This window comes from Pantoea sp. MQR6 (genome assembly GCF_022761075.1).
GTDB classification, from domain to species: domain Bacteria; phylum Pseudomonadota; class Gammaproteobacteria; order Enterobacterales; family Enterobacteriaceae; genus Pantoea; species Pantoea phytostimulans.
Map to the genome: position 1 here is coordinate 542,530 of NZ_JAKYXB010000002.1, position 14,066 is coordinate 556,595.

14 protein-coding genes are annotated in these 14,066 nt (G+C 50.0%); 3 read left to right on the forward strand and 11 right to left on the reverse strand.

Annotated elements, in window-relative coordinates:
• Nucleotides 1-113: 113 nt before the first annotated feature.
• Complete coding sequence (dnaB, locus tag MUG06_RS12560) at nt 114-1,520, reverse strand: replicative DNA helicase (RefSeq protein ID WP_215847899.1); 1,407 nt, start codon at nt 1,518-1,520, stop codon at nt 114-116.
• A gap of 95 nt (nt 1,521-1,615) precedes the next feature.
• Between dnaB and MUG06_RS12565 the strand changes: the two genes are divergently transcribed.
• Nucleotides 1,616-2,599: a quinone oxidoreductase gene (locus tag MUG06_RS12565; RefSeq protein ID WP_243078790.1), complete on the forward strand. Its 984-nt coding sequence runs from the start codon at nt 1,616-1,618 to the stop codon at nt 2,597-2,599.
• Nucleotides 2,600-2,784: 185 nt separating this feature from the next.
• Here the strand turns inward: MUG06_RS12565 and pspG are convergent, their stop codons facing one another.
• The 3 genes from pspG to MUG06_RS12580 form a co-directional block, all read right to left on the reverse strand.
• Nucleotides 2,785-3,051: an envelope stress response protein PspG gene (gene pspG, locus MUG06_RS12570; RefSeq protein WP_243078791.1), complete on the reverse strand. Its 267-nt coding sequence runs from the start codon at nt 3,049-3,051 to the stop codon at nt 2,785-2,787.
• Nucleotides 3,052-3,217: 166 nt separating this feature from the next.
• Nucleotides 3,218-4,213, reverse strand: a complete 996-nt coding sequence (gene dusA, locus MUG06_RS12575) for a tRNA dihydrouridine(20/20a) synthase DusA (RefSeq protein WP_243078792.1) — start codon at nt 4,211-4,213, stop codon at nt 3,218-3,220.
• A 104-nt stretch (nt 4,214-4,317) separates the two neighbouring features.
• The gene (locus tag MUG06_RS12580) at nt 4,318-5,568 is read right to left on the reverse strand and encodes a conjugal transfer protein TraF (protein WP_243078793.1); all 1,251 of its coding nucleotides are present in this window, start codon (nt 5,566-5,568) and stop codon (nt 4,318-4,320) included.
• 440 nt (nt 5,569-6,008) lie between these two features.
• On the opposite strand from MUG06_RS12580, the gene zur reads away from it, so the two are divergent.
• A complete protein-coding gene (gene zur / locus MUG06_RS12585; RefSeq protein ID WP_215847904.1) occupies nt 6,009-6,530 on the forward strand; it encodes a zinc uptake transcriptional repressor Zur in 522 nt (173 codons plus the stop codon).
• Between the two features lie 71 nt (nt 6,531-6,601).
• On the opposite strand, the gene MUG06_RS12590 is transcribed toward zur, so the two are convergent.
• From MUG06_RS12590 to MUG06_RS12605, 4 genes are all read right to left on the reverse strand, one after another.
• Nucleotides 6,602-6,814 carry a CsbD family protein gene (locus MUG06_RS12590; RefSeq protein WP_215847905.1) on the reverse strand — a complete coding sequence of 71 codons (213 nt, stop codon included), beginning with the start codon at nt 6,812-6,814 and terminating at the stop codon, nt 6,602-6,604.
• 173 nt (nt 6,815-6,987) lie between these two features.
• Nucleotides 6,988-8,310, reverse strand: a complete 1,323-nt coding sequence (dinF, locus tag MUG06_RS12595) for an MATE family efflux transporter DinF (protein ID WP_243078794.1) — start codon at nt 8,308-8,310, stop codon at nt 6,988-6,990.
• A 108-nt stretch (nt 8,311-8,418) separates the two neighbouring features.
• The gene (lexA, locus tag MUG06_RS12600) at nt 8,419-9,033 is read right to left on the reverse strand and encodes a transcriptional repressor LexA (RefSeq protein ID WP_215847907.1); all 615 of its coding nucleotides are present in this window, start codon (nt 9,031-9,033) and stop codon (nt 8,419-8,421) included.
• Between the two features lie 106 nt (nt 9,034-9,139).
• Nucleotides 9,140-9,508, reverse strand: coding sequence for a diacylglycerol kinase (locus MUG06_RS12605; protein ID WP_215847908.1), 369 nt, complete (start codon nt 9,506-9,508; stop codon nt 9,140-9,142).
• A 128-nt stretch (nt 9,509-9,636) separates the two neighbouring features.
• Between MUG06_RS12605 and plsB the strand changes: the two genes are divergently transcribed.
• Nucleotides 9,637-12,060: a glycerol-3-phosphate 1-O-acyltransferase PlsB gene (gene plsB / locus MUG06_RS12610; RefSeq protein ID WP_243078826.1), complete on the forward strand. Its 2,424-nt coding sequence runs from the start codon at nt 9,637-9,639 to the stop codon at nt 12,058-12,060.
• A gap of 76 nt (nt 12,061-12,136) precedes the next feature.
• Here the strand turns inward: plsB and ubiA are convergent, their stop codons facing one another.
• The 3 genes from ubiA to psiE all read right to left on the reverse strand — a co-directional run bounded on the left by ubiA (nt 12,137) and on the right by psiE (nt 14,043).
• Entirely contained in the window at nt 12,137-13,021 is an 885-nt protein-coding gene (gene ubiA / locus MUG06_RS12615; protein WP_243078795.1) for a 4-hydroxybenzoate octaprenyltransferase, read from the reverse strand.
• An 11-nt stretch (nt 13,022-13,032) separates the two neighbouring features.
• Nucleotides 13,033-13,545 (reverse strand): chorismate lyase, encoded by a 513-nt coding sequence (ubiC, locus tag MUG06_RS12620; protein ID WP_243078796.1) that lies wholly within the window; start codon nt 13,543-13,545, stop codon nt 13,033-13,035.
• Nucleotides 13,546-13,632: 87 nt separating this feature from the next.
• Nucleotides 13,633-14,043, reverse strand: a complete 411-nt coding sequence (psiE, locus tag MUG06_RS12625; RefSeq protein WP_243078797.1) for a phosphate-starvation-inducible protein PsiE — start codon at nt 14,041-14,043, stop codon at nt 13,633-13,635.
• Nucleotides 14,044-14,066: the final 23 nt, after the last annotated feature.

The window sequence follows — 14,066 nt, forward strand, 5'->3', positions numbered from 1 at the left end:
TTATAAGCGTCGCTTTGTTACAGATAACCCGATCACTGGTGAGGTTGTCCAACACTATTTTCTGATGACAGGCCTGACATGCACAGAACGTGCATGTCAGCACAAAGAAAGGCTTATTCGTCGTCGTATTGCGGGCCTGCGTAGTTATCGAAACGCGACCATTGTCCATTAAAGGTCAAACGGACCGTGCCGATTGGGCCGTTACGCTGTTTACCCAAAATGATCTCAGCAATCCCTTTGAGGTCGCTGTTTTCGTGATAAACCTCATCGCGGTAGATAAACATAATTAAGTCCGCATCCTGCTCGATCGATCCTGACTCACGCAAATCCGAGTTGACCGGACGTTTATCGGCACGCTGCTCCAGCGAGCGGTTAAGCTGCGAAAGCGCCACCACCGGCACGTTTAACTCTTTGGCCAACGCCTTAAGGGAGCGCGAAATCTCAGCAATTTCCAGCGTACGGTTGTCAGACAGCGACGGCACGCGCATCAGCTGAAGATAGTCGATCATGATCATGCTCAACCCGCCGTTTTCACGAAAGATACGGCGCGCGCGTGAACGGACTTCTGTTGGCGTTAGCCCGGAAGAATCATCGATATACATGTTCTTCTTCTCCAGCAAAATGCCCATGGTGCCGGAGATACGCGCCCAATCCTCATCGTCGAGTTGGCCGGTACGAATACGGGTTTGGTCCACGCGTGAAAGCGACGCCAGCATACGCATCATGATCTGCTCGCTGGGCATCTCCAGACTGAAAATCAGCACTGGTTTATCATGCAGCATCGCGGCGTTTTCACACAGGTTCATGGCGAACGTGGTTTTACCCATCGATGGACGGGCCGCGACAATAATCAGATCCGATCCCTGCAAGCCTGCGGTCTTTTTGTTGAGATCCTGATAACCGGTATCGACACCGGTAACGCCGTCGTGTGGTGTTTGATATAGCGATTCGATACGCGAGACGGTCGATTCAAGGATTTGCTCGATGTTTTTCGGGCCATCATCCTTGTTGGCGCGCGCTTCAGCAATTTTGAAGACGTTGGATTCCGCAAAATCCAGCAGCTCTTCGCTGTTTCTGCCTTGCGGATCGTAACCCGCATCCGCAATTTGATTGGCGACCGAAATCATTTCGCGAACAATGGCACGTTCACGCACGATATCGGCGTAAGCACCAATGTTTGCTGCACTTGGCGTGTTTTTCGCTAATTCGGCTAAATAAGCAAAGCCGCCTGCCATTTCCAGTTCGCCACGGGTTTCCAGCGATTCTGAAAGGGTGATCAGGTCAATGGGTTGGCTCTCTTCCAGCAAACGCTGCATTTCTGAAAAAATCAGACGATGCGAACGGTTGAAGAAATCGTTGGCGACGACACGCTCTGAAACGTTATCCCAGCGTTCGTTGTCCAGCATTAACCCACCGAGCACCGATTGCTCCGCTTCCAGCGAATGCGGGGGCATTTTCACGCCAGCCAGCTGACGATCATGCGTTTCGTTCGATTTGTTGGTGGGTTTATTTCCTGCCATAGTGAATGCAATACCGATCTTCTGTGGGGACGCGCCAGTATACCTTGTTGTCGCGCGCGCCTCACCCTCATGATGAAACAATCACAGGAGTAAGAATGGCAAAGCGTATTCAATTCAATGCACACGGCGGCCCTGACGTTCTGCAGTGGATCGACTTTGAACCTGCCGATCCCGCTGAGAATGAAATACAGGTTGAGAACAAAGCCATCGGCATTAACTACATTGATACCTACGTGCGCAGTGGACTCTATCCAGTAGGCAGTTTCCCGTCAGGTTTAGGTACCGAAGCGGCCGGCGTAGTAAAGCGCATCGGTAAAAATGTGACTCGCTTTACGCCTGGCGATCGCGTGGTTTATTGTCAGGCGGCATTAGGCGCATACAGCGAACTGCATAACGTTGCGGAAGATCGATTGATGTTGCTTCCCGATGCAATCAGCTTTGAGCAAGGCGCAGCCAGCTTTTTAAAGGGCTTAACCGTGCAATATCTCCTTCGTCAAACCTACAAAGTTAAACCTGACGAAATTTTCCTGTTTCACGCCGCCGCAGGCGGTGTTGGCCTGATTGCCTGCCAGTGGGCAAAAGCGTTAGGTGCCCATTTGATTGGCACTGTGGGTTCAGCAGATAAAGCGCAGTTGGCTAAAAATTCCGGTGCATGGGCCACAATTAATTATCGCGAAGAAAATATTGCACAACGCGTAAGTGAGTTAACCGAGGGTAAAAAAGTTGCCGTGGCTTATGACTCGGTAGGTAAAGATACCTGGGAAGCCTCTTTAGATTCACTGCGTCGACAGGGTTTATTAGTGAGTTTTGGTAATTCGTCTGGTCCAGTGACCGGAATCGACTTGGGTATTTTGAACAAGAAAGGGTCGCTGTTTGTTACCCGACCTTCGCTGTTTGGCTACATCACTAATCGTGAAGAGCTGGAAATTGCCAGTGCTGAGCTGTTCTCGCTCTTAGCCAGCGGGGCCATAAAAGTTGATGTGCCGGAGCAGCAAAAATTTGCGCTTAAAGATGCCAGCCAGGCACATAAAACCCTGGAAAGTCGAGCGACTCACGGTTCAAGCCTTTTGATTCCTTAAATGCAAAAAGGGCTTCTCTTAGGAAGCCCTTTTTGTCTTTTTTATCGTTCGCGCTGGTGTAGGGACAGCGGCGATGAATGCGTTTTGACTCAACGAGAGTAATCCTGACAGAAAACATAAGTAAAAAATATGTTTAATTGCCGAATTGTTCTAAGCAATTTCTGAGTCTGTGATCGCACCCGCATTTAGCGCCAACTATTACGATCTAACCGATTGATTTTGCGTTTAAGCCTGGCAAGAGAATGCGACTCTTTGTTAGCAAAAAAGGTACGGTATAGCCATACCGACGCCACCGCTAACACTAGCCATGGCAACAGTTTGATAACAAGAGCAAACAACCCACCGACAAACATCACCATGGTTGCAACCACCAATGCGGCAATAACGCCAAGCAATGAAACACCGGTTACTAGCAGCATCAGGAAGAACCCTAATACAAATAAAATTTCCATGTTAGCGCCTCTTTAATAAGCTAATACTGAGCTATTACAAGAAATGTGCCAACGTGTAATTGCCTGAATTATAAGAAAAGAGCGGCATAACTGAATTTCAGCATTAGCGAGAATCCTCATTTTTTGGCGTAAAAAAAACCAGCCTTTGCAGGCTGGCTTCGCTAATTTAGGCTTCCTGAGGAATTTTGTCTGCCACCAACGTTAATGCGGCTTCCAGCACGCGTACATCCGCGCCAGGTTTATGCGCATTTTCACTTAAATAACGACGCCACTGACGCGCGCCCGGGATCCCCTGAAACAGGCCCAGCATATGACGCGTCACATGGCCGAGGTAAGTGCCTTTGCTCAACTCCGCTTCAATATAAGGATACATCGAGCGCACAACCGCCACTGGATCGACAACAGACGTTTCACGATTAAATAATTCACGATCAACCTGCGTCAGAATACCCGGGTTTTGATAAGCCTCGCGGCCCATCATCACACCATCCAGATGTTGTAGATGCAGTTTCGCCTCTTCCAACGTTTTAACGCCACCATTAACTGCCAACGTTAGATGCGGAAAGTCACGTTTGAGCTGATAAACACGTGGATAATCCAGCGGTGGAATTTCGCGGTTTTCTTTTGGGCTTAAGCCGGAAAGCCAAGCTTTACGCGCATGGATAATAAAGGTATCGCATCCACCACGCTCTGCTACTGTGCCAACAAAATGGGTCAGGAATTCATAGCTATCCTGCTCATCAATCCCGATTCGGGTTTTTACCGTTACCGGGATGCTGACGACATCCCGCATGGCTTTGATGGCGTCCGCCACTAAATCGGCTTCTGCCATCAGGCATGCACCGAAGCGACCATTTTGTACGCGGTCAGATGGACAGCCTACGTTCAGGTTAATTTCATCGTAACCGCGCTCTTCTGCCAGCTTTGCGCACTGCGCCAATGCCGTGGGGTCGCTACCGCCAAGCTGTAGCGCAACCGGATGCTCCTCTTCACTATACGCAAGGTAATCACCTTTACCGTGAATGATTGCGCCCGTGGTAACCATTTCGGTATAGAGCAGCGTGTCGCCGGTGAGCTGGCGATGAAAATAGCGACAGTGACGATCGGTCCAGTCGAGCATAGGTGCAATGGAAAAACGTTGCGAAGAGAAGGTATCGGTCATGAAGCGCAGAGAATCCGGTGGTTATGAGTGATGATATTCTGTGCAAGAATACCACAAGGGTGGGCGACATTGCATCGCCCACCCTTTTCTATCCGTGCAGATCGTTAGAAATTGAACCCGAGCTGCATCATTGCGCCCCAGGTATTATTGGCACCTGCTGTACCTGCAAGATCTACATGCACCGCGTTATTAAATGGCGATAAGCCGAAACCGGCGGTAATAACGTTTTCATCATTAGAACGCATATCTGCTCGATAGCCGGCACGCAACTGCAACCAGTCTAACACCCGATATTCACCACCGACCGCAGCATATTGATTACTGCCCTCTGATTTGAAGCGCTTGGTTTCAGTTAAATCTACATCGCCGGTTAAGGTAAATGGACCTTTATCCCAGGCAAGACCTGTGGTTACCAGCGGGCGAATTTGGTAAGTATCGCGGTAGCCGTTGACCTCTTTTGTATCAAGATCGCGTGAAATCAGGTTTTGTCCAGTCAAGCCAAAGGTCCAGTTTTCAGCAAAGGTTGTGGCTAAGCCTGCATCAACGTTGAAGCCGGTATCAGAGCTCCGATAACGTGAACTGTTGATATCGCTTTTGTCGTAGTTGTAGAGACTATCGGTGTAGTTATAAAGCCAGGTTTTCTGAATCTTAGGCGTAACCCCGATTGAAACGGCTTGGCCGGCAATCGTGAACTCATGCGCCACGGAAATACCGTAATCGGTAATCAGCGCCGCCAGGCCATTGGCGCTGGAACGCAAATTGTCCTCATCGCCAGGCACTGGGATGACGGAACCATTGGCAACACCTTGTAAGTAATCAATATCACTCTGCGCTACGTTAGCCTGCACATGGACAGTTCCGTAGGCTTTGGTTATGAAAGCGAAAGGCAGGGTTTCATTAGGAATGGTCACGGCGACAGCCACACCCGCACGGCCATCCGCTTTGTTGCCCTTTAAATCGCTCAGTTGATTTGCTACATCACCCGTTGCCGCCCGTAATTCAGGGTAGCCACGTAAATAGTCGGCAAAAGTCAGATTATTAATAACGTCCTGATAGCGATCAACGGTATCGGAAATATCATCTACTTTGTCAATTAGCTTGTCGTTATCAGTGATTTGCACACCCGCTGAAGGGAAAATAATACTGACTTTATCTTCAGGTTTGGCGCGAGTCATCAACGCCGGGTTTGCCAACACGGCAGAGCCATAGGTTGATGAAGCGACGCCGGTACCACCCATGGCATCATTGCGTGCGTCATACCATGTCCCTGCCGCCATGGCGGAAGAAGAAATAAACAGTGCACTTAACATCGCCGGGTAAGCCAGCGCTGAGCGCTGAACGAATTTTTTCACCATCTGCCTGTCATCACCTGTAAAAAGTGCCGTCGAATCATTCAACGACTGAATAGGTTGTTAGCGCTATTGTGAACGTCAGCTAACACGTTATTGCTGTGAATTCGAAGGAAACAGTGTCTCAATTCAACGGATTGGATGTTTTTGTATCAGATTAGCGTTGTTATTGTTCAAGTTGGTGCAAAAAGAACGGTGCAAGACCAGCCATTCCTTAAATACTTTTGAACATTAATACTTAACTCAGTGAGATGCAAAGCGAAATGGCGGAAAAATCCTCAACCTGTTGAAATAGGTTGGATCTGTTTAAGCGAGGCTTCAGCACTTAACTGAAATTTTAACGCGTAGAAAGTGACGTAAATGCCTGTTTTTCACGCCCGGTGCAACGCCTGCGTGAACAAAATTTGTGTGATAAAATAACATCACTTATTTAGCGGAGAATTTTCATGTCGACGATGACGTCAGAGCAAATTATGTCCCAGGCGGAAAAACTGTGCCTGCAGCGCGGTGTTCGTCTGACTACGCAGCGTGCAGAAGTATTACGTTTGATGGCTGAGCTGCCAGGTTCAATCAGCGCCTACGATTTGCTGGATCAGTTACGCGTAAGTGAACCGCAGGCTAAACCTCCTACCGTATATCGCGCGTTGGATTTTTTGCTTGAGCAGGGTTTTATTCATCGTGTTGAATCCAACAACAGCTACGTGATGTGCCACCATTTTGATGCACCTGCGCATACGTCTGTGATGCTGGTATGCGATCGCTGTGCAGCGGTTATTGAAAAACATGCACAGGGCGTAGAAAACATCATTGGTTCGCTGGCCACGGATGCACATTTCGCTCTACGTCATAGCGTCATTGAGGCGCACGGTTTATGTGAGAAATGCGTTGCTGTTGAAGCTTGTACACACCATGAAAGCTGTGAACACGATCATCACGTTGACGTGAAAAAGCGTGGGAAGAAGGGATAGTTGGCACATCCTTGTGCCTGTCCGGTATGAGCGTACCGGTGGGTAGGAGCATCGTCCTTAAACTGTCTTAATTACCAGCGATAATCTTTGTTATGGCCTTCCCAGTCTGTGACTTCTTTCTCCGCCTCATCCTTAGCGTAGCCATAACGTTCCTGGATTTTACCAACAAGCTGATCGCGTTTACCTTCAACGACTTGCATATCGTCGTCTGTCAGCTTGCCCCATTTTTCTTTGATTTTGCCTTTGAACTGCTTCCAGTTACCACTCGCTTCGTCGTGATTCATAGCAGACCTCCGGTCATCCTTCAGGTTTCAACTTATATCTCGCCATGCAAGATAATATCGATATAAAGCGCTACTCATGTGCGCTATTGAAAGTTAATTATAGTAGAGGATTTTAGATCTGCTGGAACATTACAGAATATTCTGTAGAGCGCGGTTCTGTACCACACCCTATTTTAAGCGGTAAACCAGCTGTTGTTTTGCCAGTGACGCCGCCATATCCACCATAACGACAGGCCGCGCAAGGCAAGAAACACCATGACTGCCAGCCATAAAGCGTGGTTACCCAACCACGGTAAAGTCAGTAAGGTAATGAAGTAGCCTAACGCCGCAATCGCCATACTGTTACGCATTTCACGACCACGCGTTGCACCAATGAACATTCCGTCTAGCAGGTAACACCAAACACCGACTATCGGCATAATGATTTGCCAGATTAAATAGCGATCTGCCATTTGCCGTAGCGCGTCGATTGAAGTGAGCATAGAAACGATATGCGTGCCAAACAGGATGTAAATCAAGGAGAAGAAAAGTGCGACCAGGAAAGCTTGCCGACAGGCGGCGCGCCAGACGCGCAGCAATTTAGCGCCATCTTTAGCACCATGCGCTTCGCCTGCAAAGGCTTCTACGGCGTAGGCGAATCCGTCAAGCGCATAAGCGGTGAATGTGATGAACATCAGCAATACCGCATTGACTGCGACTACATTGGGCCCGATACGGGCACCTAACAGGGTCAGCGAGGCAAAACAGAGTTGCAGCATGAGCGAACGCAGCATGATATCGCGGTTAAGTCGTAACAGTCGGCGCATATCCCCGCGCCAACTCTGTTTGAGCAACGCCATATTGATACCCCGCAGTTTCAACACGCGCCATACCATGGCTAATCCCACCGCCAGGGTGACATATTCTGCCAATGCGGTTGCGGTTGCCGCCCCAGCGACACCCCAATGCAAATCAAGCACCAGCCACAGGTCGAGCAAAATATTGACCAGATTGCCCACTACCAGCAGGATCACCGGCGCTCGCGCATATTGCACACCCAGCAACCAGCCCAGGATCACCAGATTCGCCAGCATCGCGGGGGCGCTAAGCCAGCGAATATGGATAAACAGCGTTGCCTGCTCCAGCACTTGCGGATTACCGCCAATCATATGCGTGGCAAGCTGGCTGACAGGGTCGCGTAAAAAAATGAAAATTACGCCAGCGACAAGCGCCATCATCAATGGCTGAGTCAGGGCACGTGCCAGCGCAGCTTTATCATTCGCACCGAATGCTTGTGCCGTTAAACCGGTGGTGCTCATACGCAGGAAAAGCAGCAGCATAAACAGGAAGCTAGTGATAGTGGTGCCTACAGCGACGCCGCCGAGGTAAACAGGACTATCAAGGTGGCCAATAACAGCGGTATCGACCAATCCCAGCAGCGGGACGGTGATATTAGAAAGGATCATCGGCAGCGCAAGCCGCCAAAGATTTTTATCAGTTGCAGTCAAAAAACGCATTCGCAAATCCGTGCTCAGCGCCGCTGCATCAGCAGGTAAGACAGCAGCGGCTAAATTTGGGCAGACAGAATAGCATCAGACTGGCGAACAAAAGCGACTATAGGAAGATTACAGCCACTCGCCGTTGCGAACGACGCCAACAGCCAGACCCTCAATGGTCAGCGACTGGGCACGCGTATCGACCACAATCGGTTCAAAGTCGTTATTTTCTGGCAGAAGATGGACAATTGAACCCTGTTTTTTCCAGCGTTTAACGGTCACTTCATCATCAATACGCGCGACAACCACTTGTCCGTTACGCACATCTTGCGTTTTGTGCACCGCCAACAAATCACCGTCCATGATGCCGATATCTTTCATCGACATACCGCTTACGCGCAGCAGGAAATCAGCTGAAGGCTTAAACAGACCGGGATCAACTTTGTAATGCGTTTCAATGTGTTCTTGCGCCAGCAGCGGTTCACCTGCGGCCACGCGGCCAATCAGCGGTAAACCTTCCGAGGCTTCTTCTTCCATTAACAGACGAATACCACGAGAAGCGCCAGAAACAATCTCAATAACGCCTTTACGCGCTAATGCTTTGAGATGCTCTTCTGCCGCATTGGGTGAACGGAATCCCAGCTGTGCGGCAATTTCTGCACGCGTTGGCGGCATGCCTGTTTGATTGATGTGATCGCGAATCAGGTCATAGACCTGCTGCTGCCTGCTGGTTAACGCTTTCATCCCGCCCCCTGGTTGTTTATACAGTCGCTGTGAGTATATACAGGTATTGGTGAAATGGAAACCAAAAGTCAGGCAATAATCAGCCGTTTGACGGGTTCTGGAAAGCCTATCGCAAATGCGACCAAAGCAAAGCGATCCAGACGAAAACGGCCAGTAAGATACTCAGCAAGACGGCGGCTGAACCCATATCTTTTGCACGCCCGGCAAGGGGATGGTGCTCCTGCCCGATGCGGTCAACGACAGATTCAATCGCACTATTGAGGATTTCAACGATGACCACGAGCACGACGGCCCCAATCATTAATACGCGAGAAACGGTGTCCACATCCAGCCAACACGCTACCGCAATGGCGATTAACGCGGCGATAGCTTCCTGGCGGAACGCCGCTTCGTATTGCCATGCAGCACGAAGACCTTGCCACGAATAACCGGCAGCTTTCACAATTCTAATAAGACCGGTGGCATTATTTGCCATATTATGGGAACCCTTTCAACGGATTGACGTCAATGTCTGGGCTGCCGGCTAATGGCACCACCACAGATCTTCGCTGCGCTTTCTGGTATGCTTGCGGCGCTTTGCTAACAAGAGGCTTCATGTTGTCTATGTCAGGTTGGCGTAAACTTTATTATAAATTACTGAATTTACCACTCTCGTTTTTGGTAAAGAGTAAGGCTATTCCGGCCGATCCCGTTTCTGAACATGGTCTGGATCCTACCCGGCCCATTATGTATGTTCTGCCGTACGATTCGAAGGCCGACTTACTGACATTACGCGCGCAGTGCATTAAGCACGATCTGCCCGATCCCCTCTCTCCACTCGAGATTGATGGATCGCTGCTTCCACGCCACGTTTTTATCCACGATGGCCCGCGCGTATTTCCCTATTTTGTGCCCAGCGTTGAGTCGGTGAAAATCTTCCATGATTACCTCGACCTGCATCGCAACAACCCGGCACTCGACATTCAAATGCTGCCGGTAACGGTGATGTTTGGTCGCGCACCGGGGCGCGAAGTTCAGGGTGAAGATACGCCGCATCTGCGCGTATTAAATGGCGTACAGAAATTTTTTGCGGTGATTTGGCACGGGCGCGACAGCTTTGTGCGTTTCTCACCCACCGTTTCGCTGCGCCGCATGGCGACTGAACACGGTACAGATCAATCCATCGCTCAGAAGTTAGCGCGTGTTGCGCGTATTCACTTTGCACGTCAGCGTCTGGCCGCTATCGGTCCCCGTTTGCCGGCTCGTCAGGATCTGTTTAATCGGTTACTGCAATCGAAAGCGATTGAGAAAGCCGTTGAAGATGAGGCACGCAGCAAAAAAATCTCTCATGAAAAAGCGCAGCAAAATGCGGTTGAGATGATGGAAGAAATTGCAGCCAACTTCTCTTATGAGGCGATTCGCGTTACCGACCGCGTAATGGGCTGGTTGTGGAGCCGTCTTTATCAGGGCATTAACGTCAACGGCGGCGAGCGCGTACGTCAGTTAGCACAAGATGGTCACGAAATTGTTTATGTGCCTTGCCATCGCAGCCACATGGATTATTTGCTGCTCTCTTATGTGCTTTACCATCAAGGATTAGTACCGCCTCACATCGCAGCGGGTATTAACCTCAACTTCTGGCCTGCTGGACCGATTTTCCGTCGTCTGGGCGCCTTCTTTATTCGTCGTACTTTCAAAGGCAATAAGCTTTACTCCACCGTATTCCGCGAATATCTGGGTGAGCTGTTTACCCGCGGATATTCCGTTGAGTACTTTGTTGAAGGCGGACGCTCTCGCACCGGTCGCTTACTTGATCCCAAAACCGGTACGCTGGCAATGACGCTTCAGGCGATGCTGCGTGGGGGTAATCGTCCGATTACGTTAGTGCCCATTTACATCGGTTATGAACACGTGATGGAAGTCGGCACCTACGCTAAAGAGTTACGTGGCGCAGCCAAAGAGAAAGAAGGCTTTATGCAGATGGTGCGCGGCTTGCGTAAGCTGCGCAACCTGGGCCAGGGCTACGTCAACTTTGGCGAACCGCTGCCGCTGGTCAATTATCTCAACAAGCGAGTGCCAGAATGGCGTGATGCAATCGATCCTATTGAGCCACAACGCCCAAGCTGGCTAACGCCAACGGTGAATGACATTGCCGCGCGGTTGATGGTGAGGATTAATGAAGCAGGCGCTGCCAATGCCATGAACCTGTGCGTGACAGCCCTGCTCGCTTCGCGTCAGCGCTCACTAACGCGTGAACAGTTGATTGAGCAGCTCGAATGCTATACCCAGCTACTGCGTAACGTGCCTTACTCACCCAACTCAACCGTGCCGGATCTTACCGCCGAAGCGCTGCTTGATCATGCAATGGGCATGAACAAGTTTGAAAGTGAGAAAGACAGCATTGGCGATATCATCATTCTGCCGCGTGAGCAGGCGGTTTTGATGACGTACTATCGCAACAATATTCATCACATGCTGGTGATGCCGTCGCTGATTGCCGCTATCGTGCAGCAGCATCCGAATTTGAGCGAAGCTGAGTTGTTGCGTCAGGTTAGCCTGATTTACCCCATGCTGAAGAGTGAGCTTTTCCTGCGCTGGCAAACCGATGAGTTGCCGCAGCTGCTGTCCAATTTCTGTGAAGAACTGGCGCGTCAGGGTCTGATCACTATCGAAAATGGGCAATTACGCTTTACTGCCGCACGCTATCGTACCCTGCAACTGCTGGCGGCCGGTATTCGCGAAACGTTGCAACGTTATGCCATTACTTTCTCGATTCTAAGCGCTAAGCCTGCAATTAACCGCGGCACGCTGGAAAAAGAGAGCCGCACGTTAGCGCAGCGCCTTTCAGTTCTGCACGGCATCAATGCGCCGGAGTTCTTCGACAAAGCGGTCTTTACCTCACTGGTGCTGACGCTACGCCACGAAGGCTATATCAGCGACAGCGGTGATGCAGACGTGTTACAGACGCAGGCAACCTGGCTTATTTTGGCCGACCTGGTTACCAGCGATGTACGCCTGACGATTGAGAGCGCAGTGGCGCACGAGTAAGCGTTTGGTCATATTGATGTCAAAAAAAGGCGACCTCTTTAAACAGGTCGCCTTTTTATTGAGTGCCAAGAATGCGTTAGAAAATATGGCTGAACGGCGCCGTATTCATCAGCACACCGATAAACAGCACCAACCCAACATAGTTATTGTTGAGGAAGGCCTGAAAACAGAGCTGACGCTCGCGCTGGGCAATCAGTCGCTGTTGATGCACAAACAGCGCAGCAGCCAATAATAAAGACCAGTAAAACGCGCCATTTAACTGCAGTAATAAACCTACCCACGCCATCAGTATTAGCGTTGCCAGCTGCAGTAACCCAATGATCAGTTTGTCAAAACGACCAAACAGAATCGCTGTCGACTTCACGCCAATCTTCAGATCATCATCGCGATCAACCATGGCATATTGCGTGTCATAAGCCACCGTCCAGCAAATATTAGCGATGAATACCAGCCAGCAAACAAAAGGTAAGGACTCACTAACTGCGGCCCACGCCATTGGAATAGCCCAGCCGAATGCCGCCCCCAGTACCACTTGCGGCAAATGGGTATAACGCTTCATAAAAGGATAAACCCAAGCCAGCGCCAGCCCCACGACGGAGAGCAGAATAGTCATCAGGTTCATGGTCAGCACCAGTACGAATGCCACTAATGCCAACCCAACAAACAAATATTTTGCCTCTTTTGAACTCACCGCACCGCTGGGTAACGGACGATTTTGCGTGCGCTGGACGTGACCATCCACCTTGCGATCGGCATAGTCGTTAATGACGCATCCTGCCGCACGCATCACGATAACGCCCAAAACAAACACCACCAGCACGGAAATGGGTGGCACCGCCATGTTAGCCAGCCACAATGCCCACAGCGTAGGCCACATTAACAACAAGGTGCCAATCGGTTTATCGATACGCATCAGGCGGCTGTATGCCTGCAACTTACTCACTTTTAATGTCTTTTGCACAATGCAATTCCTTAACCCCGATCGCGATAGAGCGGCGAAGCGGGCAAAAACAGTTCAGTCAGCAGCAGCGGTTTACCTGACAAGCGCAGGCGAGAGCGACGGCCCCATAAATCATCGACCTTTCCCGGCTCGATAAAATCACGGCTCAACGTTGAAGAGGAGAAAAGATAGCGGCCAAGCGGGCGTGTGCCTAACTGCTGCAACATTGCCTCCGGGCCATTCAAGGTACTTTCCGGCACCAGCGTTCGCCCGGCCAGCCAGGGTTCGTCGTCACCGAAAAGAATAATTTCACGCAACCAATAGCGTTCATCGTTTGGTAGCAATGTCAGTTCGTCCGTAAGTTCGCTGGCGTTAATGAAACCTTCGCGCACCGGCTGCACCGTTACTCGCTGACAATGTTGCTCAAAGCGCCGCGTCATGGAATCTTCTTCCATCAACCAATCCAATAGCACAGGCGAAAGCGTCGGTTGCGTGGGCGAAAGCCAGTTGAGCGCACGTAATAGGCTGAGCGCATCTTGCGACATAGCACCACTCCCAAAAATTTGCAGGGCGCTAGTTTAACGCAGAGCGGCCCAGTGAACACCTGTCGTCGTGCAGAACCCTTAGCTGGTTTATTCGCGTTTTAGTCGCTGACTGTTTGCCAGCCATAACGTTACAACCAGCACCAAAATGGCGGCTGAATAGCACAACGTATCGAACGGATTTTTGTGGTCAACGATAATCAGACGAATAATCGCCGTAATACCGATATACACGAAATAGCGTAATGGGAAGTGATAACCCGATTGAAAATACTTAACAATCAAGGCAATAAACTCAAAGTAGAGGAAATAGATCACGATTCCATCAATCAGCAAATAGGACGAAGCCTGTTCGCTGCTGTTGAGTAAAACATTGGCTAAATGGATGGTTTCTTTACCAAGGAATACCACCAATATAATGGCCAGGCTCAGCAGACCTAAATTCAGCACCCATTGCAATACGGTTGCAAAGTGCTGCGCCATAGGATTTTTTTCACTCATGTTGTGTCTCTGAAAAGTCGATT